The organism is Magnetospirillum sp. 15-1, assembly GCF_900184795.1.
GTDB lineage: Bacteria > Pseudomonadota > Alphaproteobacteria > Rhodospirillales > Magnetospirillaceae > Phaeospirillum.
The window spans coordinates 1-23,717 of record NZ_FXXN01000022.1; the positions used below are offsets into that span (position 1 = coordinate 1).

Consider the following 23,717-nt stretch of genomic DNA (forward strand, 5'->3'; position numbering starts at 1 on the left):
CCAGCACGGCCAAGGAATATCGCCGCAACCTCACGCGATTTATACTTCCGGCGCTGGGGCGCCTGCGGGTCGAGGAAGTGACGCGAGCCGACATCGCCAAATTCCACCACGGCCTCCGCCACATCCCCTATCAGGCCAACCGGTGCCTGGAGGTTGTCTCCAAGATGTTCAATCTGGCTGAGATGTGGGGCCTGCGCGCCGACGGTAGCAACCCGCGGCGGCACATCCGCAAATACCCCGAAGAGAAACGCGAGCGGTTCCTGAGCGTCGCCGAGATCAAGCGAGTCGGCGAGGTGCTGGTCGAGATGGAAACCGAGAACGTCGAACTGCCCTCGGCCATCGCGGCAATACGGTTGCTGATGCTTACCGGCTGCCGACTGGGGGAAATCATGACGCTGAAATGGGCCTATGTCGATGCCGACGCCCCTGCCCTGCGCCTCCCCGATTCCAAGACCGGCGCCAAGATCGTCCATCTCGGCAAAGCCGCCCTCGATATATTGGTGGCCATCCCGAAGCTCGACGGCAATCCCTGGGTCATCACCGGCAACAAGGATGGCGGCCGCCTCACCGACCTCCAGCCCTTCTGGCAGCGGCTGCGGAATCGGGCTGGCATCAAGGATGTCCGCATCCATGACCTCCGCCATTCCTTCGCCTCGACGGCGGTTGCCGCCGGCCAGAGCCTGCCGATGATCGGCAAATTGCTGGGCCACACCCAGGTACAGACAACGGCCCGCTACGCCCATCTCGCCGCCGATCCGGTGCGGGCGGCCGCGGATCAGATATCGGGTGGAATAGCCACAATACTCGGCGTGGCCGTGGTAACGCCATCAGCCGCGGCCGAGTGATTTTTTGCTGCCAAATTGCGAAAAATGGCACTTTCTCGATCCCCACCAATACGGATATTCTGTTCATGGGAATGGGATAGAAAGTCGTTCATTCGGGATGCCATCATGTCGAACGATGAGGTCATGCTGACGACGGCCTACTGCCGCCAGACCGATTCTCTCGAGCCCGCTGAAGTAGCTCACCGCCATGCAGATGATTGGTTCTACTGCACCGAGGAAATATGCCTGATCGAGGTTAGGCCAATCCATGGGGTGAAAAATTATTTCTTCCGAGCCCTGAAGGGGGCGCTCCATCATCCTGAATGCTGCTATTTCAAGGAGCCTAAGGATGACGAAGGGAATGGCGATCCCAAACCGAAACCAACGCCGGACCCTGTGCCGCTAATTCCGACAGTCCTCGGCCCCCATCATCGAAAACGACAGCTTCGAAAGCCAACCCGCGAAGAGCTGCTGTTGTTGGTAAAGGCCGCGTCTCAGCGCCCTCCTGCCATTCACGGTACGCTGGACGAGGTGGTTTCCGCCTGGGAGAAAATGTCCCACCAAGAGCGGATGATTGCCCCTCTGATGATCGGAGAGAACCACCTAACCTACCGAGATGCGTTCGTATTCCTGGCGTGGGCCGGAGACGATTTCGAGTCAATCGCGTGGGATACTCGGATTGTATTTGGTGGGTGCAAATTTGAAAGCGGGGATGTGAACGGTTTCTTCTTCCTGACGTCCCTCAAGAAATTCATTCACCAAAATATTAAGAAACCCCTCCATCTCACCATAGGCCGCGGGCCCCTTCCCGCTAGCCTGACGGAAATTACACCAGGAACAGAAGGAACTATCTTCTGGCACGGCAGCGCACCAGATCCCGGCCACAACCCGAGACTGCTGAAATTCCACCGCCCTGACGATGAGCGCTATAAAGGTTTTGTCTTTAGGCCGCATGTCTACGGGGGATAAACTCCCCCGCTCCGTCCCCAAAAGCTCCCAGCTAATGATACTTGCCCTGTCCAGACCACGGCTGGTTTTGTCCCCGTGTGGCTGCCCGTGAATCAGGGGGGCCGCTCGGCGGTGACCATCACCACCTTCAGCACCGCATCCGATCGGCGCATCAGGGCGACCAAATGAAAGCCGCTCGGGACGGATCTTCCAGCCAGCCAGTTTTTGACCGCACGATCACTGGCCCCCGTCCAACGGCCAATGATTTTTATGATGGACCGTCGCCCGTCCAATTCGTGTCGCAGCGCGATAGCAATAGCCCTCGCAAACTCAGCCTCTTCCGAATTGTCAACTCGTGAAAGGGGCATAATTGTGCCCTTTTCCGACCAAGACATCGGCGTTCTCCATCCGTATGGTTGAAGCCGTGATCTGCTGAAAAAATCCGGGCGCAGACCAGTTGCTACGGAGATCGATGGCTTGGTCGAAAAGAAAGCGCCCACAGACGCCGAAGTATCAAAAGCCACGCTGCTGATTCGTGCCGCTCAATATGTACGGATGTCCACCGAGCATCAGCAATACTCAACTGAGAACCAGCGCGACGCGATCCGCGAGTATGCCGAGAAGCATGGCTTTGAAATCGTCGAGACCTATTCCGACGAAGGCAAAAGCGGACTGCGACTGGACGGACGCAAAGGGTTGCAGCGCTTGCTGGACGATGTCGAGAATCAACGGGCCGATTTCGCGGCGATTCTCGTCTACGACATCAGCCGCTGGGGCCGCTTCCAGAACCCGGACGAAGGTGCCTATTACGAGCTTTGCTGCCATCTCGGCGGGATCAAGGTTCATTATTGCGCCGAGCAGTTCGATAACGACGGCAGCCCCTTCTCCCATGTCGTCAAAGCCCTGAAGCGGATGATGGCCGGCGAGTATTGCCGGGAGCTATCGGTAAAGGTCTTCACCGGCCAGCGCCGCCTGATCACACTGGGATACCGCCAGGGCGGACCTGCGGGCTTTGGGCTGCGGCGTCAGCTGATCGACCACACAGGCCTTCCCAAGAACGAACTCGGCCGCGGCGAGCAAAAGAGCATCCACACCGACCGCGTCGTGCTGGTTCCAGGGCCGCCGGACGAGGTGAAGGTTGTTCAATCGATCTATCGCGCCTTTGTCGGCGATGGCCGAACCGCGCGCACTCAACATAATTGGCAACCTTGCGGTCGACCCAGTTCCTCCTTGCCCAGTGCATGAGAACCTCGAAAGAAAGGGAGGTTCGGAGGCGAGCAAGCTCGCTCCGCTCGGCCTTCGGCCCGCCTACGGCGTCGTTTGCCCCTTTGGGGCTGCACCCGAGCGGGTACGGGCAGCAGCCCGCCTTGGTCACCGCGCCAAGCCGGGGAAGCGCTGGGCGGTGTAGGTGATGGACGGGAAAGACTTGTTGCCGGCGTCCAGCATGGCCGCGCAGAGCTTCCGGATGACGAGGTGAGCCGAGGAACGGTCGGCGAGGTCATCATCAGGGGAGGCGGGACGCCGTTTGGCTAAAAACAGCCGTGGTACAAAACCATGTGTCTGCTACTGCAAAACCATGTGGCGCGCTACACTGAGTGGTAACAAGTTCGGCAACAGGTCACCTCTTGCTTCCATAATGCTTCCACGGGGACGATGAAGAAGTGGGACCAAGAATCAAAAAGCCCGCAACCTATTGAGATTGCGGGCTTAATTTGGTTGCGGGGGCAGGATTTGAACCTGCGACCTTCAGGTTATGAGCCATGTGACGCCCTATATCTAGCACATTGATCCGTTGACATATTTTTCCAGCGTCGCCTTAAACCCCTGTATTTCAGCGCTTTTCTGTTGATGTCATCTGTAAATCGACGCAATGTCACGTCAAACGGCACCACACAGCGTGCTGACACCGTGTTGACAGGAAAAGCGCCATGTCGGAACGCATCACCGATGCCCTCGCCAAACGGGCCAGTGCGGGCGACCGCCCACAGGTCTTCTTCTGGGACGCCGACGTCAAGGGATTCGGCCTGCGCGTCACCAATCGCGGTGCCAAGTCCTTCATCCTGGACTACCGCGTCGGCGGTCGCCAGCGGCGGATCACCATCGGCAGTTATCCCGACTGGTCGGTGGCCGCCGCCCGCACCGAGGCCGGCAACCTGAAGCGGGAAGTGGACCTGGGCAACGACCCCATGGGCGAGCGCCATGCCGACCGCGCCGCGCCCACCATGCGCGACCTGTGGGACCGCTACAAGCGCGACCACCTGCCGCGCAAGGCCGCCCGCTCCCAGGCCGACGAAACCATGATGTGGGAAAAGCTGGTGCTGCCCACCCTGGGCAAGCACAAGGTGACGGACGTCACCCATACCGACATCGAGGCCCTGCACCGCGACATCACCACCCAGCGCGGCACGCCGGTGCGGGCCAACCGCGTCATCGAGGTGGTGCGCCGCGCCTTCAATCTGGCGATCCGCTGGGAATGGGTCGAGAAGAATCCCGCCTCGGGCCAGTTGCGCAACCCGGAAGAGAAGCGCCAGCGCTATCTGTCGCCCGAGGAACTGTCCCGGCTATCGGCGGCGCTGGCCGCCCACCACGAGCCGGTCTCGGCCGATGCCATCCGCATGCTGATGCTGACCGGCGCGCGCAAGAGCGAGGTGCTGGGGGCCACCTGGGAGATGTTCGACCTGGATGCCGGGGTGTGGACCAAGCCCAGCGCCCACACCAAACAGCGGAAGGAACACCGGGTGCCGGTCTCGGCCAACGCCCTGACACTGCTGAAGCGGATCAGGGAAACCGCCGAAGGGCCATACGTCTTCCCCGGCAAGGGCGGCGACCAGCCGCTGACCGACGTTAAGCGGTCCTGGGCGGCGGTGTGCAAGGCGGCCGACATCACCGGCGCCCGCATCCATGACCTGCGCCATTCCTTCGCCTCGCTGCTGGTCAGCGGCGGCGCGTCGCTGCCGATCATCGGCGCCATGCTGGGCCACACCCAGGTGCAGACCACCCAGCGCTACGCCCACCTCTACGACGAGCCGCTGCGGGCCGCCGCCGACCATGTCGGCAAAACCATCGACATGGCGGGAAAGAAGAGCCCGCCCGAGAAAAGCGGAAAATCGGTGTAATCGGCAGCGGGTGGTTTCAATCTGCGCCACAGCGCGCTATCGTCTTACCAATCACTGATCGATGGGAACCGGCCATGCCGACAAAGGATATCGCCACCCTCTCAAGCAAATTCCAGATCTCCATCCCCAAGGCTGTGCGGACGGCGCGGCACTGGGAAGCTGGACAGGTATTCGCCTTCATCCCCAAGGGCGAGGGAGTGATGCTGGTGCCGGTTCCGAAACCCGAAGAGCTGTTCGGACTGGCGCGGGGAGCCAATCCGGAAGACTACCGTGATCGCACGGACCGGTTCTGATGCGGCCCATGATGCGCATCGTCGATACCTCGGCCTGGATCGAATGCCTGATCGGCTCGCCGGTGGGCACCGCTCTGACCAGCCAGTTGCCGGGTCGTGGCGACTGGCTGGTCCCGACCATCGTGCAATTGGAACTCGCCAAATGGCTGACGCGAGAAGTGGGCGAGGACAAGGCCGATCAGGTGATCGCGTTCACCGAGACCTGCGTCGTCATCGATCTCGACACCACCATCGCCTTGTCGGCGGCGGATTTGTGTGCTCGCCACCGGCTGGCGACAGCGGATGCCGTCATCTATGCCTCCGCCCTCGCCCACAGCGCCGACCTGCTCACCTGCGACCAGCATTTCGATGGCTTGCCGGGCGTCCGGTACGTATCCAAGATCGCCCCCCGATAATCAGGAAGACGACCGCATGGCCAGCCGCGCCCTGCCCCTCCGATGGCGGACCCTGCAAGACATTGCCGACGTTCTGCTTGCCACCACGACCGTTCCGGAAGGGCATACCCTTGCCGAGGCGATGGACCGGATACGGCGCCACCGCGACAGGGAAACAGAGATTTTCACCGCCACCACGGACGGTTCGGCGAAAGACCGGCAAACCTACGACCACAATCTGGCTGAGTTTGACCGCCTGCTGGCCTCGGTCATGACCAGCGTTCAGCGGGCCATGAAGAAGGATGCGGAAGCGGGCCGCTGGGTTGCCTTTGGCCGCCGCCATCCCGACGCGCCCGAGGAGACAATCCCACCATATTATTGGCCCTTCCTCGACATTGATATGGAGGAGGACAGCGCCAAGGGCCACGATTTGCTGTTCCGGGGCATTCGCTGCCTGCTGGCAGAGGAGATTCCGGCGGACCATCCTATCCTGGAGCAGATCCATCCGCAGGCACCCGACACGCCCCCTGCCTGCGACAAGCCGGCATCAGCCGATGAGAACCGTCCCATCGGGGAGGCCGCCCCGCCCCCATCGCCGGTCACTCTGTACAGCGGCACCCAGGGACGCCCGTCCTCGGTGGAAACGCTGATCATGCCGGAACTGCGCCGCCGGGCCGCCGCCGGCATCATGGAACCCAGCCTTGCCAGGGAATGCAGGTATCTTTCCGAGTGGCTGCGGAGCAATCACCCCGCCGCACACCAGATAAAACCGCTCTCGCTGGAGAACAGCCTGCGTCAGCTTCACCGCGAACTGAAGAGTGCCCCCACGAAACACTGACTACCCCGGCGGGGCCATCAAACACCCCATTAAAGCCCCCATTAAATTATGATTTCGTGGGCATTTTAATGCCTCTAATTCATGGGGTTGATTGTCGATATCTGGATCGCCGACGCGGCGTTGCGCCGCTTGGCATGAAGGGAATCGACAATGACGGACACTCTCCCCGCCCCGACGGAAACCAACATCTTTCTCGGCTACATTGACGAGGCCGAATACTGCCGCCAGCGCGGCATTTCACTGCGCACCGCCCAGCGCGACCGCCAGCTTCGCCAGTCCCCGCCCTACACGGTCGTCGGCCAGCGCGTCATGTACCGCATCGACAGCATCCGCACCTGGCTGCTGGAGCGTGAGCGCCAAGTCGAGCGCAAGGCGTCCGCGCCGCGCGCGGGAGGCCGCAAATGAGCGCCCCCATGACTCGGGAGCGACTCGATGCGGTTATTGCCCGCAGCGGCAGCAGGGCGCCGCACATGCTCCCCCTCCTCCATGCGGTCCGCGACAACGGTCTGCGCCTGATCATCCTCCCGCAGACGGGAGAGCCGTTCCTCGAGGCCCTGACGGAACCGGCCCGCCCGTTCGTCGCGCTGATCGCCGACGACACCGACCGGGCGGTCGGACCGGGGCATTACCACCAGGACTCCCTGCGCCATCTGGCTTCGGTCATCGGCGGTGGGGCGGTGGTATCCAGTGCGCCGGTAGTCGACGCCTATGCCGCCATGACGGTGATGCCGGTGGTCTTCGGCGTCAACACGGTGATCGTCGAAACCCGCCCGGAACAGGAAATTCCCTGGATCAACGCCCTGCGCGCCGTCCAGCCGGAATTGCCGCTGATCGTCGCCACCGTCCACGGAGGCCACGCATGACGGATGTCCTCCCTACCATCGACCAAACCACGGCATTGACAGAGTTGCGCCATACCCTGCGGCGCAACGGCTACCATCCCGTGCCGATCTCGGGTGCCCACCTGTCCATCAAGGCCGCCGGTAAGCGGCCGTTGATGCGGGGCTGGGAAACCATCTGCGCCACCGCGGACGAGGCCGAGATCGGTCGGTGGGCCAAGAAGCAGCCCGAATGCACCAATACCGGCCTGCTATGCGGCGGGATCGTCGGCATCGACATCGACGTGCCGGTCGAGCAACCGGCGGCGGCAATCGAGCAGCTGGCCCGCGACATGCTGGGCGACACGCCGCTGAAGCGCATCGGCCGCGCCCCCAAGCTGCTGCTGGTGATGCGGGCGGCCCAGGCATTCGACAAGATCCAGACCCCGGAACTGCTGCTGCCCGACGGCACCAGCATGCGCGTCGAGATCCTGGCCACCGGTCAGCAGTTCGTGGGCTTCGGCATCCATCCCGATACCCAGGCCGACTATGTCTGGCCCAACCGCTCACCGCTGGAGGTGCCCGCCAGCGAACTGCCGGTGGTCAGCGCCGAGCAATGCGTGGACTTCATCGCCCAGGCCGAGACGGTGCTGCGCGGCCTCGGCGGCCAGACGCGGGCCGAGATCAAAGGCGTCGAACGCGCCGGGCGCAAGGCGGCAGGGCTTCCCGTGGGCGCCATCGCCGCCGGAATCGATGCCGCACCCGACCGAGAGACCGTCGCCTCCGCCCTGGCCCAGATCCCTAATGACGATCTGCCCTATGACGACTGGGTGAAAGTCGGCTTTGCCCTCTATGCCGGCCTGGGGCTGGACGGGGCCGATCTGTGGGAAAGCTGGTCGGCACAGTCGGCCAAGAACGATCCCGCAGCCACCATGGAGAAGTGGCCCAGCTTCGCGGCAGGCCGCAGCATCGGCATCGCCACCCTGTTCTGGATGGCCAAACAGAACGGCTGGAAACGCCCCAAAACCGCCCGACCCCGCACACCCCGCCAGAATCCTTACGAGGGCATGAAGCGCGACTGGGCACCGCCTGCCGGCTTCGCCGGCAATTTGAACGATTGCGGGCCTACGCCCGCGAGCCGTCCCACCATCCGCATCATCGCCGGCGATCTGCCCCGCGTCGTCGGTGAAGGCGAGATGGCGATGATGAATGCCGACCTGCCGCTCTATCAGCGCGGCAGCATGGTGGTGCGCCCGGCCTCGTCCGCCGTCACCATCACCGACGGGCACAAGGTCAACGCCCTGCGCCTCGTCGTCGTCAACCGCCACCATATTTCCGAGGCCATGACCTTCGCCGCCAATTGGGAGCGGTTCGACGCCCGCGCCGAGGATTGGGTCTCGACCGACTGCCCCTTGCGCATCGCCGACACCTATCTCGCCCGCGAAGGGATGTGGAAGCTGCCGGTGCTGACCGGCATCATCAACGCTCCGACGCTGCGCGCCGATGGCTCGCTGCTGAACCAGCCCGGCTATGATGCCGCTACCGGCCTGCTGTACGATCCGCAAGGGGGCTTCTTTCCCGCCATTCCCGCCCATCCGGATCGCGGTCTGGCGCTGTCCGCCCTGCGTTTCCTGCGCGGCGTGATCGAGACCTTTCCCTTCGTCACCGGGGCCGACCGGGCAGTGGCGCTGTCGGGGATGCTGACCGCCGCCATCCGCCGCTCGCTGCCGGCGGCACCGCTGCACGGCTTCAACGCTCCCACCGCCGGGTCGGGCAAATCCCTGCTGGTCGACATCGCCAGCATGATCGCCTCGGGCCGCCCCGCCGCGGTCATCGCCCAGGGCAAGACCGAGGAAGAAATGGAAAAGCGCCTGGGAGCCGCCCTGATCGCCGGTGATCCGCTGATCTCCATCGACAATTGCGAGATCGGCCTCGGCGGAGAATTGCTGTGCCAGGTGCTGACCCAGCCCATGCTCAAGGTGCGCCTGCTGGGAAAATCGCTCAATATCGAGGTGCCCAGCACGGCAATGGTGTTCGCCACCGGCAACAACCTGACCGTGGTGGGCGACATGACGCGACGCGCCATCCGCTGCACCCTGGATGCCGGGGTCGAGCGCCCGGAACTGCGCGAGTTCGACCGGGACCCGGTCGCCACGGTCGCCGCCACCCGTGGCGATTACGTGGCGGCGGCGCTGACCATCCTGCGCGCCTTCCACCTCGCCGGCCGCCCGCAGCAGACCACCCCGCTGGGCTCCTTCACCGAATGGTCGCGCTGGGTCCGCGACGGCCTGATCTGGCTGGGCGAGGCCGACCCCTGCGCCACCATGGAAGAGGTGCGCGGCGCCGACCCCAAGCTGGAATCGCTGACCACGGTGATCGAGCAATGGCACACCCATCTCGGCAGCCGCCGCGTCTCGGTCAAGGAAGTGATCGATGTCGCCACCGATCAGCTTGCCAGCTTCCACGGTCGGGCGGACTTCATCAACCCCGAATTCCGGGAAGCCCTGCTGGCGGTGGCGGGCGACGGCGGCGCCATCAGCGGCAAGCGCCTGGGCAAGTGGCTGTCCGCCAACCAGGGCCGCATCGTCAACACCATGCGGATCACCCCCGACGGCATCGTCTCCGGGATCTCCCGGTGGCGGCTGCGGGGAAGCAGCGACGAAGCGGCGCAATCCATGCCGCCCGTCTCCAATATCCGCCCATTTCCCCATCACCAGGGCTGATCCTGGCGGCATGGAATAGGACGGAACAGCCCGACGGGAAGGCTTCATTACCGAAAACTGGCGATAATCATCGGCTTCCCGTCTCCGGAACCGCCGTTGAGGCGATGCTCGATGGCGACGGCCGATGTTTCGACAATCCGACGAATACGTGATCAGCGGAGAAGACGGCGCTGCAGCAACCCCTGCATGTCCCGGCGACCGTCCACGACACAGTAGACCACGACCAGCCGATCGACGATCCGATAGATGACTCGGTACGGCTTGTAGTGAACCTCGCGGAACTCGGTCATGCCGAGCGACCGAAGCTCCTTCGGCACGTTGCCGCGATCAGGGAGTTCCGACAGCGCAAGGCAGATTTCCTCCAGTGCCAGCAGGACACGGTCGGCATTCTCGATGACATCGTATTCGGCAATGTAACGATAGATGTCCTCGATGTCGCGCGCGGCATCCTCGGACAACAGCACCTCGAACGTCATGGCGCTCAGTTCTTCAACCGGTCACGGATACGAGCGAAGGCCCCCGCTACCGGTTCGACCTTGCCATCGGCGATGGCCTTGCCGGTCAGCGCCAGAACCTTCAGCAGCGCCAGGGTTTCCTGCGTCTCCTCGAAACTGGCGATATCCTGCAGCACCGCCTTGGCCTCGCCGTGCAGGGTGATAACCACCGGCTGCTGGTTCTCGGTGAGGTCGCGGATCACCTCAGGCGCGTGCGCCTTGAGATAGCTGATTGGCCTGACCTGATCAGAAAGCTTCATGTCGGACTCCCGGAGAGTTCAGACCAGAATATAGTCCGAATTTAGTCCAAGCCAAAGGGCCGTCATGGGAGATGGCGACAGAGATGGCTATGGCCGAGCCTTCGACGAGATCGCCGATGCCAAGGCGGTCAGCGCCGGGTGATCCGGCGCAGCGCATCCTGGTATTTCGGGTTGTCGGGATGCCAGTGCAGCGGCCGACAGCCGAGCCGCAGATTACGGTTCCAGAATTCCAGGATCTGCTGTTTGGAATAGCCCCGGCCCCGGAAGTATTTGAAGTCGGCCTGCGACCATTGCGGATGGGCGTTCAGCGAGGCGCAGGGGCGGACGGTCAACCGGGCCGCCATGTCACTTCGCCTTCTGACCGGCGGCAAATGCAACTTCCAGAGCGGCCTTGATGCTCCAGACCGAAAGCTCGTGGAAGTCGAGGCGGTCGCTGTTGCGGTTGTCCAGGGTTTCGAGGTCGAGGATCTTGGTGGCGATCTCGGTCAGGATCTTGTCGCGGTTCGTCATGGTCGGCGCCTCCGGTTGCAACCCTATACACGCTCCGAGCCGGGAACGGATCAAGTCGGATCATCACGGAATTTCAACGAGGAATTCCACCAGTCTCGCCGGATGTCCCCGGCCGACGATCCGTCTTCGGCAGCGATAATGTTGGCTTGGCTTCGCCCGTCTCTGAATCTACTCTTTCGGGCCATATTTTCCGAGGGGAAGAGCATCATGAGTAAATCCGCCATGTCCAAGGCCATCCGCCAAGCCGCCGGTTGCAGCATCGCCCAGGCCGACGCCGCCGTCGAAGCGGTGCTGGCCACCATCGTCGAAGGCGTCAAGACCGAGGGCCGCTTCAGCCTCATCGGTTTCGGCTCCTTCTCCAAGTCCGAGCGCCCGGCGCGTCAGGGGCGCAACCCAAAGACCGGCGAGGCCATCGACATTGCCGCCTCGACCTCGATCAAGTTCAGCACCTCGGTGGCTTTGAAGAAGTCGCTGTAAGTTATGGCCGTTAATCCCGAGCATGCGGCCCGCGCCGCGAGTGATCTGATGGATCACTATGGTCAGGCCGCTCTCGATGTCGCCAGGAAGCGAGCTGAACGCGCATCGAGGGCCGGTGACATGCGGCCCTCGATCAAGCCCTGATGGTGCTGACCGAAATCGAGCGCCATCAGGGAAGTTCATCCACGCAGGTGACGTAGGAATCGCCCTTGTTCCAGGAGCCTTCGTCGAGTTCCCACTCGGTGTCGGTGCTGTTGGATAGTTTCTCGAAGGCGGCCACCTCGGCCTGCTCGGGCGTTTCTGCCTCGGCCTCGACGACGGTGCTTTCCGTCACATCACGGGTGATGATCACGCTGTAGCGGGGCATGCTGGACTCCTTCAGGCGGGCAGTCTGTAAATCCGCCCACGAGTCTCGACCTTTTCGCTGGTAACGACGAGGCCCAGCGTCTTCTTCAGGGAACCGGAAATAAAGCCGCGCACCGAATGCGCCTGCCAGTTCGTCACCGCCATGATCTCGGCGATGCTGGCACCCTCGGGCCGCTTCAGCAAGGCAATCAGCGCCTCCTGCTTGGTGCCGACGCGGGCCTTGCGGACTGGATTCGTGCCGGGGACTTCGAGGCCCAGCGCCGCAAAGGCGGCGGCGGTGACCACCAGCGTACCGGCACCGTCCTCTTCGACCATCCCCTTGGCGGCAAGACTGGCGATCACCTTGGTGACCGCTCCCCCCTTAATATGAGCCGGCAGCGGCAGGACCTCTCCACCCTCGCGGGCGCAGGCGGCGGACAGGAAGGCGCGTTGGGTGTCGGAAAGTTGGATCATGGCGGTTCCCTCGGGTTGGCGACGCGGCGGCTCCACGCCTGTACCACCCCGGGCCCCGCCGGATGGACCCGGTCGGGGCGATACGGGAACCTGATCGATCAGGCTGGCGTGTTCCGATGCAGGGCCAGTGCCGCCCCGTGCAGTGCAACCGCATCCGCCAGCATGCGGTCGAGATCGATGATGGTGCCGATGGCAGCCTTTCGCTGGCCGTCGCGGACATAGCCGACGGCCTCGTCCATGCGCGTGGTCATGTCGCGCAAGAGGGCTGCCAGGGCGTCGATATTGGCGGCGATGGCGGTTTCGGCGATGTGCTTGCTCATGATGGCCTCTGTTCCTGGGGTCATCCATCGCTCTGATCGCCGGACACATCAACGACTATCGACGATCACGCGGGGTAGCCGCCACCATGCGTCATTCTCCCGGCCCCCTTGTCCCCGAAGAGGTCGCGGCGGACTCCCCCGTGGTGGGTTTGGTGGGAGTAGTGGGTTTGCCCCCGCTCCTTCCTTATATTTGTCATGCATATCTTTTTCTCCACACATGGCATGCATGTCTCTTTGTAGAAATATTTGTCGTCTGACAGTTTCCTACGGGGTATGGCGGCAAACCCACCATGTCCACCAAACCCACCACGGTCACGGCACCGGAATGGGACGGACCGAAGCGGATGGAGCAGTCCTGCCCTCGGCACCATGGATTACCCCGCGCCGGAAAAGCACGGGTCCTCCCTGGCACTTTCGCTATACGGGAGGCAGCAGCGCGCCATTTCGCTAGCGACAGCCCGAAATTCTGGGTTACCACTTGGGTTACCGGTTACCACAAAAATCACAGCAATTCCGCGCCTTCTAGGGTGGAAACCACCCACTGTTAACTACCCGCACTCACCCCGAAAGGGTAGTTACCGTGGAAACCACCTGAACGGGTGGGAATCGATCTATTCGGAGGAAACACACACACGACAGGCAAATCCAGCAGAAGCCGCCCGAAGGCCGCCGAACAAGGCAGCCGCCACAGGACGCTTACGGTGTAACGACGCTGTTACCGTTTGATCTCCGGCAGAGTTGGCGGGCCGGCTCTGTCGCGAGAAGGGCCCCAGCCGAATTGGGATGCCCTGACGAATCTTGAATGATCGATTCAGGCGGCAAGACCGTGCCCTCACGGTTTTCCGGGATTGAGCCGCCCCCCCTTAGGCAGACAATAGAAAGCTGAGGGATTTTACCGCGTTGTGTGGTTACATAGCAGCGCAATTACCAGCAAGTAAATCCCGGCATATCCATTTGTTGAATGGCTGCGGAATTTACCTTCATCAATGGCCGCCCCCAGCCCAGGATGAATCATTACATTCGGTTGTCATTGGAGAGTCGGAATGTCAAACGAAAATTTGGTCTGGTTCATTACGGGGTGTAGTTCAGGGTTTGGGCGAAATCTTTCCGAAACCGCGCTCTCTCGTGGCGATCGCGTCGTCGTCACCGCTCGTAATCCAGACACCGTTGTCGAGCTTGGGAAGCGTTATCCCGACCAGGCATTGATCGTCAGCCTGGACGTCACGAATCCCGATCAGACTCGGGAGGCGGTGAGTCTGGCCCTGGCTTCGTTCGGCCGCATCGATGTGTTGGTTAATAACGCCGGCCTTGGGCTGCAGGGTCCCGCCGAGAACGCCGAGAGAAACCAAATTCGCCGGCTATTCGAAACCAACCTATTCGGTCTGATGGATTTGACTCGTACGGTCCTGCCAACGCTTCGCGCTCAGGGACGCGGCCACATCGTCAATCTGTCCTCGGTGGCCGGTCGTATCGGCCTCCCCATGCTGGCCCTCTATGGCAGCAGCAAGTTCGCCGTGGAGGGGTTCTCCGAGGGGCTGGCGGGGGAAGTGGCCAAATTCGGCATTCGGGTCACCATAATCGAACCCGGCCCGTTCACCACGGATTTCGTCAGTCGCTCGATGGAGACGATACCGCCCAGCGAACCCTACCGGGAATTGGCGCAATCCATAGACAAGGCACTCGCCGCCATGCCATTCGGCGCTCCTTCCGAGGTCGTCGATGCAATCATCAAGGTGGTCGATATGCAGGACCCGCCCCGGCGCTTGGCGGTCGGGGCTTATGCAGAGCAGGCGCTTCGCGCTTCACTCCTTGCACAGTTGGCTGAGTTGGATCGCGGGATGGCGTGAGCGAAGAATTGAACATGGAGGCTGGCCGTGATCAAAATTGCAGGAATTCTTGGCATCTTCGCCGCAGCAATCTTCGGTGCGGGGGGGGCTTGGGCCGAAAAGCCTCCGATCAAGATCGGCGCCGTATTATCCACCACCGGCCCTGCTGGCTATTTGGGTGACCCGGAAAAAAAGGCACTGGAGTTATTCGCTGAGCGTGCCAATGCCGATGGAGGCGTGATTGGTCGCAAGATTCAGATCGTCCTCTACGATGATGGCAGCGATGTGGGAAAGGCGGCAGTTCTGGCCAAGAGGCTGATCCAAACAGATGACGTCGATCTGATTATTGGCGGCACCAATACTGGAACCACCATGGCCATCATCCCGACCGTGGAAGCCGCCGGGATTCCGTTCATTTCACTGGCCGGCGCAGTGGCGATCATCGATCCTGTGAAAAAATGGGTGTTCAAGACCTTGCATACCGATCGCATGTTCGCCGAGGCCGCGATGACCGACATGGCCAAGCGGGGACTGACCAAGATTGCCCTGATGACGGAAGATTCAGGCTTTGGCAAATCGGGGCGCCAGCAGAGCCTGGAAGTCGCCAAGATATTGGGGCTGGAGGTGGTGGCCGACGAAACCTACGGGAACCGGGATCCCGACATGACCGCCCAAATGACCAATATCCGAGGCAATTCCGCCGTGCAGGCGATCTTGGTCTTCGGGGTTGGGCAAGGACCGGCCCTGGTGACCAAGAACTATCAGCAACTTGGCATGACCCCGCCCCTCTACCATACCATGGGCGTCGCTTCGAAGGACTTCATCCGCTTGGCGGGCCCCGCCACCGAAGGCGTTCGAATTCCGGTGACCGGCCTGCTCATCGCGGAACAATTGTCCGATTCTGATCCCCAGAAACCTGTGCTCATGTCTTTCAAGAAGGCCTATGAGGATTCCTACAAGCTCGAGGTAACCCCCTTTGCCGGCCATTCCTACGACGCCCTCCAGATAGCCCTTGGGGCAATCAAGCGTGCCAACTCCACCGACAGGGAGAAAGTCCGCGACGAAATCGAGCGGACCAAGGGTTTTGCCGGAACGGGTGGAGTGTTCTCGATGTCGCCGAGCGACCATATGGGCCTCAGTTTATCGGCCTTTCGCATGGTCGAGATCCGAAATGGGGAATTCCGGGTGAGCCCGTAGTTGGCCGTGACGTTTCGGCTTCTCGGTTAGAGCGCGGTTTGAATTTAAAAAGTGGGGCGGACGCCTAGGTTCATCTTAGCGCCCGCCCCATCAGTTGGAGGGCCTCATAAGGGAGGATTTCTGAGGGCCTCAGGGAACGTTGGCAGGACTTGAAAGAGATCTGCAACCAGGCCGTAATCGGCGACCTGGAAGATGGGGGCTTCCTCGTCCTTGTTGATGGCGACGATGACCTTGGAATCCTTCATGCCGGCCAGGTGCTGGATCGCGCCCGAAATGCCGATGGCGATGTAGAGATCGGGGGCAACAATCTTACCGGTCTGGCCAATCTGCAGGTCATTGGCAACGAAGCCAGCATCAACCGCCGCGCGGGAAGCACCAATGGCAGCCCCCAAACTGTCGGCCAGAGGGTCGAGAAGCTTGAAGTTCTCGGCATTTTGCATGCCGCGGCCTCCCGAGACGATAACCTTGGCGGCCATTAAGTCGGGACGTCCGGATACAGAAACCTGTCGCCCTTCGAAGTGGGACCGCTGGACTACGGGGATGGACGCAACAGTCACAATCTCGGCGCTCCCGCCGTCGGAGGCGGATGCCTCGAACGCAGTGATTCGAACCGTCATGACCATGATGGGGTCACTACTCCGTATCGTCGCCAAGGCATTACCGGCATAAATCGGGCGGATGAAGGTGTCGGCCCCAAGTATCTCCACCACATCGGATAGAGGCTGAACATCCAGCAAGGCGGCTGCGCGGGGAATCGTGTTCTTGCCGACACTGGTCGCGGCGGCGATCACAGCCCGGTGGCTTGTTCCCAAAGCCGCCAATAGAGCCGCCAAAGGCTCCGCCAGACCATGGGCGTAAATGGGATCGTCGGCGATCAGAACCCTATCAACCCCTTGAATACGGGAAGCAGCCTTGCCCAGGGAGCCGACATTCTCACCGGCGATCACCACCACCACCGAGCCTCCGATTTTCCGGGCAGCGGCAATGGCATGATGGGTAGCGGCATTAATGACCGATCCGTTGTGCTCCGCAAGAACCAGGACGCTCATGTCAGATCACCTTCGCTTCGTTCCGGAGCTTCTCGACCAGGGTGGCAACATCGGGAACCCGAATTCCTGCCTTGCGCTTGGAGGGCTCTTCGACCTTGAGTGTCGATAGCCGAGACGTGACGTCAACCCCAAGCTGATCAACCGTCAGCACATCGAGCGGCTTCTTCTTGGCTTTCATGATATTGGGAAGACTGGCGTAGCGCGGTTCATTGAGGCGCAGATCCGTGGTCACCACGGCGGGGAGCGCAAGTGAAACGATCTCCAAACCGCCATCGACCTCGCGGGTCACCTTAACCCTGCCGTTCTCGAGCGACAGCGCCGAGGCGAAAGTACCCTGGGGCCAATCCAACAATGCCGCCAACATCTGGCCGGTCTGGTTGCAATCATCGTCAATGGCCTGCTTGCCCAGAAGCGCAAGGTTTGCTCCTTCCCGACGGCAAACCGCGGCCAGCAGCTTGGCAACCGCCAGCGGCTCCACATCGGCATCGCTCCGCACCAGAATGGCGCGATCACACCCCATGGCCAAGGCCGTCCGCAATGTCTCCTGCGACGTATCAGAACCGATGGAGACAGCCACCGCCTCCGAGGCCAGGCCGCCCTCGCGCAAGCGAACCGCCGCCTCCACAGCAATCTCGTCAAACGGATTCATCGCGAACTTGACGTTGGACGTTTCAATCGCGGACTTGTCCGCCTTCACCATCACCTTGACGTTGGGATCAACCACCCGCTTGATGGCCACCAGCACCTTCATGTTCTCACGTCCTCTGCCTGACTGATTTCATTCGGCGAGTCTTTCCATCTAGGCTTGACGAACTTCGTCCAAGAATCGCCCCACTTCGACCTCCAATCCCTTGGCCTGGTCGGTAAGAGCCCGCGCGGAACCGAGCACCTGGTCAGCAGCCTCCCCCGACCGGGCAGCCGCCTCCGCGACAGATTGCAGCATCTCGGTGACCTGCCGTGTCCCGACCGCCGCCTGTTGGACATTTTGGGATATCGCAAGGGTGGTCGCCGATTGCTGCTCCATCGCTGAGGCAATTCCGGTGGAGGCCTCATCGATCGCCCCCATGCGAGCCCGGATGCCATTGATGGCCGTCGCAACCTGGACGGTCGCGGCTCGGACTCCCTCAATCTGGGCACTGATATCGCTGGTCGCACGGGCCGTCTGGTTGGCCAATCCCTTGACCTCGTTCGCCACCACGGAAAAGCCCTTGCCGGCATCGCCCGCACGCGCGGCTTCAATCGTGGCGTTAAGCGCCAACAGATTTGTTTGTCGAGCGATGGCATTGATCAAACTGACCACCTCGTCGATACGGGACACCGCCTCGACAAGCTGCGCGACCGTGGCATCGCTTTGTTGCGCCTCGGCGGTGGCGGATTTGACCGTCTCGGTGGAGTGCTCGATCAACTGGTTAATGGCAAGGATGGAGGCGCTCAACTCCTCCGTGGCTCCCGCCACGGCCTGGACATTCTCTGACGCCAGATTGGTGGCGGTGGTCATTTCCTGAGTCTGGCGGTTCGTCAGCTCGGCGCTCGTCACCATTGATTGGGCGGTCTGGTCCATCTGACCGGAGGCCTGGGCGACAGCGTGCAATAAGTCGATGGCGCTGCTTTCAAATCGGCGCGTCGAGGACTCAATGGCTTCCGCCCGCTTCTCGCGGGCGGCCCGCGCAAGCTGCTGCTCGGCAGCCAGCTGCTCCGTGCGCAGCATTCCATCCTTGAAGACCTGGATCGCACGCGCCATTTCCCCAACCTCGTCCTGGCGGTCGGCGTGGGGGATACGGACCGCCGTATCGCCGTCAGCCAATCCGTGCATGACCGAGGTCATAGTCTGGATCGGAACGGCAATCCCGCGGCGCACCGTCCAACCGGCCGCCAACGTCAGGACCAGAAGCAATGTCGAGGCGACGATAATGACAGCGCGCCCCTTGAGATAGATCTCCTTGGCGGTATCGCCAGCGACAACGGCACCTCGCATATTATAGTCTATACTGGCATCCAAGTTTGACTTAGCCAGGATAAAATGAGACGAGGCCTCACCCATTAAGAGCTCACTTGCTGCCTCGACATTTCCAGATTTTGAAAGCGCCATAACATCATTACAATTGCTGAAATATTTGCTCAGCTCATCACCAATTAAATCAAATCTCCTACGCTCTTCTTGGAAATTAATTATATTAGAGTATTCTTTTCTCTGAGCAATAATATCATCCATATTCTGAGAAGCAGTATCCTCGGCCTCCGACTGACCGACTGGATCACGTATAACGATATGACTCAACACGTTTGAACGATGCTCTGCCATAGCGGAACTTATCTGCCCAAGAGAGAATGTGCTGCGCAGCCACTTGTCTTGCATCTCATCTGAAACGGCATTTACGGTCGATAGCTCATAAATTGCAAACACTCCAGACAGCATGCTTATAAGAAGAATTGTAGCAAAGGCATACATCAACTTCTTTGATATGCCAGCGTTATCTATGGCCCGGCCCAAACCAACAATTCCGCGAAGACGATCTTCGGAGATAAGCATTCTGCTCTTCATATACAATCTTGAGAGAATGGGCATATCACCCCCTTGGTCCTCCAGGGCTCTCGCATTTTGCGTTGAGTTACTTCCCTTGATGGGGTCGATCATATCCCCGCCCTCTCGACCGGCAATCCCGGAAAACCGTGAATACCCCCCCCCCGCCCAATCGGGCGTGGACAATCAATTACCTCCACATTATAAAGCCATCTGGACGGCTTTATAATGTGGCCCATACCTATTGACGTGAGGTTTACCGCCATGATCAGCTCCCCCACTTCCTACCAATTGCATTCAAGTAACGAGGACCTCGCGGCGATCCAGCAACGGGTGAAGGCCTTTGACTGGGAATCCTTCCCCGATTGTGAGGATTGGAAGCTTGGCCCCAGCAAATCGTTCATGAAAGATCTCTGCCGGTACTGGGTTGACACCTATGATTGGAAAGCAACCGAAGCACGGCTCAATACGCTCCCCCATTTCCGCGTCGATATTGACGGCCTGGCCACCCATTATGTCCATCTTGAACATTCCGATGCCCCAGCCCTCTTGCTGCTTCATGGCTGGCCTGGCTCATTCATGGAATTCATCGAGGTGGCCGGCCATCTAAGAGACAAGTTCGAACTGGTCATTCCATCCCTGCCCGGTTACGCCTTCTCCGCCCCGCCTAGTTCACCCATGGGGCCGCGAGCGGTAGCGCGGCACTTCCAGCGGCTGATGGAAAGACTGGGGCACTCCAGCTTCTTTATTCAAGGAGGCGACTGGGGAAGCTCGATCGGAGCATGGATGGCGCTGGACAATCCAACCTCGGTCCTCGGCCTGCACCTAAACCTAGTCAGCGCCCATTCTGACCTGATGGTGGCTGAATCCAGCGAAGAGCGTGCTTACAAGATCGAGCAGAAGCGCTCCTTCCGAAGAGAGGGGGCCTACTACCAGGTCCAGGCAACCAACCCGCAAAGCCTGGCCTTCGCCATGATGGATAGCCCGGTTGGCATCGCAGCCTGGATTATTGACAAGATCGCACGGTGGGCGGATGTGCCCTTGGACAACACTGGCGCCCCCACACTGGAATCCCGCTTTTCCAAGGATGCCATGCTGGACATGATCATGCTCTATCTGGTGACCAAGTGCTTTGCCAGTGCATCCTGGCTTTACCGGGGGATGTTTTCCGAGGGCTCCGCCAGTCTGCCGCCGGGAAGTCGGATCACGGTGCCGGTTGGCGTTGCCGCGTTTCCCGATCCAGCCTTTCCGCTGCCGCCACGCTCACTGGTGGCCAAGGGATATTCGGTCATCCAGTGGACGGATATGCCGCGCGGCGGCCACTTTGCCGCGCTCGAGGAGCCTGCCTTGCTGGCAGAGGACTTCCTGACCTTTGCGTCGAAAATCACAGAGCAGGCTTAATGCCGTCTCTATTCAGCGCAGCACTCCAATTTCACGCAAGCGAGCCACCGCCTCCGTTCGCTTGCGGGTGTCCAGCTTCTGATTGATATTCCGCAAATGCGTTTCCACTGTATTGTCGGTTATTTTCAGCAAATTGGCGATCTCCTTGTTGGCTCGCCCTTCGGCCACCAGGGTGATCACCTCCAACTCCTTGGCGGTCAGCATCTCGGACGGTGAGACGGTCACGCCGCCTCCCCCTGGGCAAAGGCGTTGGGCGGTTGCCGCCTTGAGATGCTGAAGGTAAGTCTCGTTGACGAACCGGTTGGTCCGGGAAAACTCGTCAAGGAGCTGGGAAAGATGCCACGGCTCATCGGCGAAGATACGGATCATCCAGTTCCGACTTCCGACGAGAAGAATCTCCTCGAGCATCCGCATCGCCGGCCCACGTTTTCCCGTGATCGCCAAGGCCTGCGCAAGCAGAAGCTTCAGACGCAACTCACGCCTTTTCCGGCCGGAGATGCGCGCCTGCCGCAGAGATTCTTCCAACCGTGTCGCGGCAATCTCTGGGTCACCCAACACCAATTCCAGCCGGAACGAGGCGATCTGGCTGTCGTCGATCTCCTGCGGGTAGAGGTACTCGGGCATTCCGGTCGCCCCTTCGACCATCCAGGGTCTGGAGAACTTTCGTGCCGCACAGTTGTTCCCAAGGATCAAGGCTTGGCGGGACCGCTCGATCCAGGCCGAGGCTTTAAGACGGGGCAAATCCCTGTCGTCGCCAAGATCGCTTAGTTCGGCCAGCAGTTCCTCGCTGCCACTGTTGTCGCCGGCGACAAACGCGATCCGGGCCGCCGTGCGATAGGCCAGGATAATGTTGTCCGGGGGTGCGCCATCCCGGACTTGGTGCAAATACCTCCGAGCCAGCGCCCCGGCCTGGACAAGATCGTCGCGATCATAATGCGCATCGGCCAGATACGATGCCGCGAGGGCGGCACCGACCCCGCTTGCCTGCGCGAACGCCTTCTCGAAACGCTCGAGGCCATCCTTGTCATGGCCCTGCATCATTTCGAGAACGCCTTCGAAGCACAAGGTGAAGGTCGAAGCCAACAGCCCCCTCCGTCCCTTGCGATACCCGACCTTGGCAGTATCAAGTAGCTGCCGCGCGGCCTCGAAATTTCCGGAGATCAGCGCGAGATTGCCCCGCAGGATCTGACAGGCACTATACATCAAGCCATCGCCGCTGCTCAGTCGATCAGCCACCTTGGCGATCTCGGCGGCCGCATGGTCGTGGCGATCATTCCACTCGCACAGCATCGCCGCCTGGACATGAGCCTCGACTTCATCCTCGACGCTGTGCGCCAGCGCCTCCCTGGCTTCCGAAAAGCGATAGATGGCCGTCATGGCATAAGCCCGAGCCCTCTGCAGATTGGGGCGAGAGACGAACTCTCCGGACGGCAATCGCCCCATCCAGCAGCAAACCTTCTGAACCAAGCCAACGCGAATCTGGGCCAGGGCACTTTCTTCAATGATGTTGGCGGCCAGAGTCCAGTCCTCGGCCGCTAGAGCATGGTCGATGGCTTCGTCTATCATGCCCATCGACCAGAACCATTGGGCGGCTTTGCGCCGAACGCTCGCCAAGGCAGCAGGGGCAACGCACCGAAGTTCTCCCTTCAGGAAATCATGGAATAACGGATGAACCGCGAACCACTCAGCGCCCACCCCAACCTGGCTGATAAAGAGATTACGTTCGACCATTTCCGCAAGGATCTGGTGGCTGCCTTCACGGTCAAACACATGGTCGCACATCGCCCCGCTGACTCGATCAAACCCGCCTATGCTGACGAGAAACCGCCGAAGGTTCTGCGGCAACCGCCCCAGAACCTTCCCCGCGAAATAGGATGTGAAAACAGGCGCCCGCCCCGAAAGACCGTCAATCCACGCGGTCGGGGCAAGCGCCGGAGAACGCGCCATGAGGGCAAGGCGTTGTCCTGCGGGCCACCCCCCGGTTCTGGCATGAAATTTCTCGACATCCGAGTCGGATAGATCGAAACCGCGCTGGCATCCGAGGAATCGGGCGGTTTCAGCACTGTCGAAACGCAGCGCCTCCACCCCAAGAACGGTTTGACGATCCCAAGTGGCTAAGGACATCAGCGGCAAGGAACGCAAGCTGCGCGCACCAATGACGACCCTCTGCCCAGGATTCAGCACCGAGATCAGGTCGTGAATCAGGCGTATGGCCCTTGGAGACTCGACACTATCCAAATCATCAACAAACAATGTGAACGTCGCCGTCGACGATGCGACCGCGTCGAACATCTGGGCGGCCTCATGGACATGGCCAGCATAGGTACGCTTACCATTGCTCGCCGAAAGGACCGCCATGGTTCCAAGCGGAATGAAATGAGACAGGACCCGATGAAGGTGACTGAGCAGCTTGGTGAAGTCGTTGTCCCTTGAATCCAGGTTCAGCCAGGCAATAGGCTGCTCATCCCTGGCAAGAGCGTCATAAAACTGGCGCATCACCGTTGTCTTGCCGAATCCTGCCGGAGCCACCAACGTCACCAGCGAGTTACGGTCTTCGATCATCCGCTCGAGCAGGTGGGAGCGAACGATTGCGTCATCAGGAAGAGGCGGCGGAGTGGTTCTGATATGGTGCTGCCGAGGCAGCCCCCCCCCCCCCCCCTTGCTCATTTCGCACAACGTCATCTGATGGGCCACCGAATCCGCCGACCTGTCGATAATTGTGGGAATAAGACTGTGTGAGTCCCATGGCCTCCACCCTCCCAGGCTTCGTTTTTTGAACCCTAGCGCGGCCCACATAAAAATGCAATACGTACGGACTTTTTTATAGGGCTCCGAATCCAGATTTCGAATTGGTTAATTTCATCGTCTTGGCCGGGCTTGTCCCGGCCATCCGCGCCCATCCGTCTGGC

General features: G+C 61.0%; 26 protein-coding genes. 14 read left to right on the plus strand and 12 right to left on the minus strand.

Going from position 1 to position 23,717, the window contains the following annotated elements:
- Positions 1-845: site-specific integrase (locus CP958_RS08050; RefSeq protein WP_096701466.1), on the plus strand; the 845-nt coding region annotated here is incomplete at its 5' end.
- Positions 846-950: 105 nt separating this feature from the next.
- Complete coding sequence (locus tag CP958_RS08055) at positions 951-1,793, plus strand: hypothetical protein (RefSeq protein ID WP_096701467.1); 843 nt, start codon at positions 951-953, stop codon at positions 1,791-1,793.
- Positions 1,794-1,885: 92 nt separating this feature from the next.
- Here the strand turns inward: CP958_RS08055 and CP958_RS25860 are convergent, their stop codons facing one another.
- Positions 1,886-2,167 (minus strand): XRE family transcriptional regulator, encoded by a 282-nt coding sequence (locus CP958_RS25860; protein ID WP_141400468.1) that lies wholly within the window; start codon positions 2,165-2,167, stop codon positions 1,886-1,888.
- A gap of 82 nt (positions 2,168-2,249) precedes the next feature.
- Between CP958_RS25860 and CP958_RS08060 the strand changes: the two genes are divergently transcribed.
- From CP958_RS08060 to CP958_RS08095, 8 genes are all read left to right on the plus strand, one after another.
- The gene (locus tag CP958_RS08060) at positions 2,250-3,017 is read left to right on the plus strand and encodes a recombinase family protein (RefSeq protein WP_347337836.1); all 768 of its coding nucleotides are present in this window, start codon (positions 2,250-2,252) and stop codon (positions 3,015-3,017) included.
- A 683-nt stretch (positions 3,018-3,700) separates the two neighbouring features.
- On the plus strand, positions 3,701-4,888 hold the full coding sequence (locus tag CP958_RS08065; RefSeq protein ID WP_096701468.1) for a site-specific integrase: 1,188 nt from the start codon (positions 3,701-3,703) through the stop codon (positions 4,886-4,888).
- Between the two features lie 74 nt (positions 4,889-4,962).
- Positions 4,963-5,181 (plus strand): AbrB/MazE/SpoVT family DNA-binding domain-containing protein, encoded by a 219-nt coding sequence (locus CP958_RS08070; RefSeq protein ID WP_096701469.1) that lies wholly within the window; start codon positions 4,963-4,965, stop codon positions 5,179-5,181.
- 8 nt (positions 5,182-5,189) lie between these two features.
- A complete protein-coding gene (locus CP958_RS08075) occupies positions 5,190-5,576 on the plus strand; it encodes a type II toxin-antitoxin system VapC family toxin (protein WP_197706378.1) in 387 nt (128 codons plus the stop codon).
- 16 nt (positions 5,577-5,592) lie between these two features.
- Complete coding sequence (locus CP958_RS08080; RefSeq protein ID WP_096701470.1) at positions 5,593-6,393, plus strand: hypothetical protein; 801 nt, start codon at positions 5,593-5,595, stop codon at positions 6,391-6,393.
- Between the two features lie 150 nt (positions 6,394-6,543).
- Positions 6,544-6,798 (plus strand): hypothetical protein, encoded by a 255-nt coding sequence (locus CP958_RS08085; RefSeq protein ID WP_096701471.1) that lies wholly within the window; start codon positions 6,544-6,546, stop codon positions 6,796-6,798.
- Between the two features lie 65 nt (positions 6,799-6,863).
- Positions 6,864-7,256 (plus strand): hypothetical protein, encoded by a 393-nt coding sequence (locus tag CP958_RS08090; RefSeq protein WP_096701472.1) that lies wholly within the window; start codon positions 6,864-6,866, stop codon positions 7,254-7,256.
- Positions 7,253-9,934: a PriCT-2 domain-containing protein gene (locus tag CP958_RS08095; protein ID WP_096701473.1), complete on the plus strand. Its 2,682-nt coding sequence runs from the start codon at positions 7,253-7,255 to the stop codon at positions 9,932-9,934. The genes CP958_RS08090 and CP958_RS08095 overlap by 4 nt, the downstream gene beginning before the upstream one ends.
- Before the next feature lie 152 nt (positions 9,935-10,086).
- On the opposite strand, the gene CP958_RS08100 is transcribed toward CP958_RS08095, so the two are convergent.
- The 4 genes from CP958_RS08100 to CP958_RS26310 all read right to left on the minus strand — a co-directional run bounded on the left by CP958_RS08100 (position 10,087) and on the right by CP958_RS26310 (position 11,198).
- Positions 10,087-10,410, minus strand: coding sequence for a type II toxin-antitoxin system RelE/ParE family toxin (locus CP958_RS08100; RefSeq protein ID WP_096701474.1), 324 nt, complete (start codon positions 10,408-10,410; stop codon positions 10,087-10,089).
- 5 nt (positions 10,411-10,415) lie between these two features.
- On the minus strand, positions 10,416-10,688 hold the full coding sequence (locus CP958_RS08105; protein ID WP_096701475.1) for a type II toxin-antitoxin system Phd/YefM family antitoxin: 273 nt from the start codon (positions 10,686-10,688) through the stop codon (positions 10,416-10,418).
- A gap of 128 nt (positions 10,689-10,816) precedes the next feature.
- A complete protein-coding gene (locus CP958_RS08110) occupies positions 10,817-11,032 on the minus strand; it encodes a hypothetical protein (protein WP_096701476.1) in 216 nt (71 codons plus the stop codon).
- Position 11,033: 1 nt separating this feature from the next.
- Positions 11,034-11,198 (minus strand): hypothetical protein, encoded by a 165-nt coding sequence (locus CP958_RS26310; protein WP_170958893.1) that lies wholly within the window; start codon positions 11,196-11,198, stop codon positions 11,034-11,036.
- Positions 11,199-11,405: 207 nt separating this feature from the next.
- On the opposite strand from CP958_RS26310, the gene CP958_RS08120 reads away from it, so the two are divergent.
- Positions 11,406-11,675 (plus strand): HU family DNA-binding protein, encoded by a 270-nt coding sequence (locus CP958_RS08120; RefSeq protein ID WP_170958894.1) that lies wholly within the window; start codon positions 11,406-11,408, stop codon positions 11,673-11,675.
- Positions 11,676-11,844: 169 nt separating this feature from the next.
- Here CP958_RS08120 and CP958_RS08125 read toward each other — a convergent pair whose 3' ends face one another.
- The 3 genes from CP958_RS08125 to CP958_RS08135 form a co-directional block, all read right to left on the minus strand.
- Positions 11,845-12,042, minus strand: coding sequence for a hypothetical protein (locus CP958_RS08125; RefSeq protein WP_096701479.1), 198 nt, complete (start codon positions 12,040-12,042; stop codon positions 11,845-11,847).
- Between the two features lie 11 nt (positions 12,043-12,053).
- Positions 12,054-12,494, minus strand: a complete 441-nt coding sequence (locus CP958_RS08130) for a DUF3489 domain-containing protein (protein WP_096701706.1) — start codon at positions 12,492-12,494, stop codon at positions 12,054-12,056.
- A gap of 98 nt (positions 12,495-12,592) precedes the next feature.
- Positions 12,593-12,814: a hypothetical protein gene (locus CP958_RS08135; RefSeq protein ID WP_096701480.1), complete on the minus strand. Its 222-nt coding sequence runs from the start codon at positions 12,812-12,814 to the stop codon at positions 12,593-12,595.
- 1,043 nt (positions 12,815-13,857) lie between these two features.
- Here CP958_RS08135 and CP958_RS08140 point away from each other — a divergent pair.
- Complete coding sequence (locus tag CP958_RS08140) at positions 13,858-14,661, plus strand: SDR family oxidoreductase (RefSeq protein ID WP_096701481.1); 804 nt, start codon at positions 13,858-13,860, stop codon at positions 14,659-14,661.
- A gap of 27 nt (positions 14,662-14,688) precedes the next feature.
- On the plus strand, positions 14,689-15,837 hold the full coding sequence (locus CP958_RS08145) for an ABC transporter substrate-binding protein (protein ID WP_242442801.1): 1,149 nt from the start codon (positions 14,689-14,691) through the stop codon (positions 15,835-15,837).
- A 104-nt stretch (positions 15,838-15,941) separates the two neighbouring features.
- Here the strand turns inward: CP958_RS08145 and CP958_RS08150 are convergent, their stop codons facing one another.
- From CP958_RS08150 to CP958_RS08160, 3 genes are read right to left on the minus strand one after another with little or no spacing between them, the layout of a single operon-like run.
- Complete coding sequence (locus CP958_RS08150) at positions 15,942-16,886, minus strand: FAD-binding protein (protein ID WP_096701482.1); 945 nt, start codon at positions 16,884-16,886, stop codon at positions 15,942-15,944.
- A 1-nt stretch (position 16,887) separates the two neighbouring features.
- Positions 16,888-17,637 (minus strand): electron transfer flavoprotein subunit beta/FixA family protein, encoded by a 750-nt coding sequence (locus CP958_RS08155; protein WP_096701483.1) that lies wholly within the window; start codon positions 17,635-17,637, stop codon positions 16,888-16,890.
- Positions 17,638-17,685: 48 nt separating this feature from the next.
- Positions 17,686-19,521 (minus strand): MCP four helix bundle domain-containing protein, encoded by a 1,836-nt coding sequence (locus tag CP958_RS08160; RefSeq protein ID WP_096701484.1) that lies wholly within the window; start codon positions 19,519-19,521, stop codon positions 17,686-17,688.
- A 150-nt stretch (positions 19,522-19,671) separates the two neighbouring features.
- Between CP958_RS08160 and CP958_RS08165 the strand changes: the two genes are divergently transcribed.
- On the plus strand, positions 19,672-20,808 hold the full coding sequence (locus tag CP958_RS08165; RefSeq protein WP_170958895.1) for an epoxide hydrolase: 1,137 nt from the start codon (positions 19,672-19,674) through the stop codon (positions 20,806-20,808).
- A gap of 12 nt (positions 20,809-20,820) precedes the next feature.
- Here the strand turns inward: CP958_RS08165 and CP958_RS08170 are convergent, their stop codons facing one another.
- A complete protein-coding gene (locus tag CP958_RS08170) occupies positions 20,821-23,370 on the minus strand; it encodes a LuxR C-terminal-related transcriptional regulator (protein ID WP_170958896.1) in 2,550 nt (849 codons plus the stop codon).
- Positions 23,371-23,717 lie beyond the last annotated feature (347 nt).

What these genes read in the sequence shown, in the direction of transcription:
- CP958_RS08055 (WP_096701467.1), top strand. Translation starts at nt 951, where the DNA reads ATGTCGAACGATGAGGTCATGCTGACGACGGCCTACTGCCGCCAGACC.
- CP958_RS25860 (WP_141400468.1), bottom strand. Translation starts at nt 2,167, where the DNA reads ATGTCTTGGTCGGAAAAGGGCACAATTATGCCCCTTTCACGAGTTGAC.
- CP958_RS08065 (WP_096701468.1), top strand. Translation starts at nt 3,701, where the DNA reads ATGTCGGAACGCATCACCGATGCCCTCGCCAAACGGGCCAGTGCGGGC.
- CP958_RS08070 (WP_096701469.1), top strand. Translation starts at nt 4,963, where the DNA reads ATGCCGACAAAGGATATCGCCACCCTCTCAAGCAAATTCCAGATCTCC.
- CP958_RS08075 (WP_197706378.1), top strand. Translation starts at nt 5,190, where the DNA reads ATGATGCGCATCGTCGATACCTCGGCCTGGATCGAATGCCTGATCGGC.
- CP958_RS08080 (WP_096701470.1), top strand. Translation starts at nt 5,593, where the DNA reads ATGGCCAGCCGCGCCCTGCCCCTCCGATGGCGGACCCTGCAAGACATT.
- CP958_RS08085 (WP_096701471.1), top strand. Translation starts at nt 6,544, where the DNA reads ATGACGGACACTCTCCCCGCCCCGACGGAAACCAACATCTTTCTCGGC.
- CP958_RS08090 (WP_096701472.1), top strand. Translation starts at nt 6,864, where the DNA reads ATGCTCCCCCTCCTCCATGCGGTCCGCGACAACGGTCTGCGCCTGATC.
- CP958_RS08095 (WP_096701473.1), top strand. Translation starts at nt 7,253, where the DNA reads ATGACGGATGTCCTCCCTACCATCGACCAAACCACGGCATTGACAGAG.
- CP958_RS08100 (WP_096701474.1), bottom strand. Translation starts at nt 10,410, where the DNA reads ATGACGTTCGAGGTGCTGTTGTCCGAGGATGCCGCGCGCGACATCGAG.
- CP958_RS08105 (WP_096701475.1), bottom strand. Translation starts at nt 10,688, where the DNA reads ATGAAGCTTTCTGATCAGGTCAGGCCAATCAGCTATCTCAAGGCGCAC.
- CP958_RS08110 (WP_096701476.1), bottom strand. Translation starts at nt 11,032, where the DNA reads ATGGCGGCCCGGTTGACCGTCCGCCCCTGCGCCTCGCTGAACGCCCAT.
- CP958_RS26310 (WP_170958893.1), bottom strand. Translation starts at nt 11,198, where the DNA reads ATGACGAACCGCGACAAGATCCTGACCGAGATCGCCACCAAGATCCTC.
- CP958_RS08120 (WP_170958894.1), top strand. Translation starts at nt 11,406, where the DNA reads ATGAGTAAATCCGCCATGTCCAAGGCCATCCGCCAAGCCGCCGGTTGC.
- CP958_RS08125 (WP_096701479.1), bottom strand. Translation starts at nt 12,042, where the DNA reads ATGCCCCGCTACAGCGTGATCATCACCCGTGATGTGACGGAAAGCACC.
- CP958_RS08130 (WP_096701706.1), bottom strand. Translation starts at nt 12,494, where the DNA reads ATGATCCAACTTTCCGACACCCAACGCGCCTTCCTGTCCGCCGCCTGC.
- CP958_RS08135 (WP_096701480.1), bottom strand. Translation starts at nt 12,814, where the DNA reads ATGAGCAAGCACATCGCCGAAACCGCCATCGCCGCCAATATCGACGCC.
- CP958_RS08140 (WP_096701481.1), top strand. Translation starts at nt 13,858, where the DNA reads ATGTCAAACGAAAATTTGGTCTGGTTCATTACGGGGTGTAGTTCAGGG.
- CP958_RS08150 (WP_096701482.1), bottom strand. Translation starts at nt 16,886, where the DNA reads ATGAGCGTCCTGGTTCTTGCGGAGCACAACGGATCGGTCATTAATGCC.
- CP958_RS08155 (WP_096701483.1), bottom strand. Translation starts at nt 17,637, where the DNA reads ATGAAGGTGCTGGTGGCCATCAAGCGGGTGGTTGATCCCAACGTCAAG.
- CP958_RS08160 (WP_096701484.1), bottom strand. Translation starts at nt 19,521, where the DNA reads ATGATCGACCCCATCAAGGGAAGTAACTCAACGCAAAATGCGAGAGCC.
- CP958_RS08165 (WP_170958895.1), top strand. Translation starts at nt 19,672, where the DNA reads ATGATCAGCTCCCCCACTTCCTACCAATTGCATTCAAGTAACGAGGAC.
- CP958_RS08170 (WP_170958896.1), bottom strand. Translation starts at nt 23,370, where the DNA reads ATGATCGAAGACCGTAACTCGCTGGTGACGTTGGTGGCTCCGGCAGGA.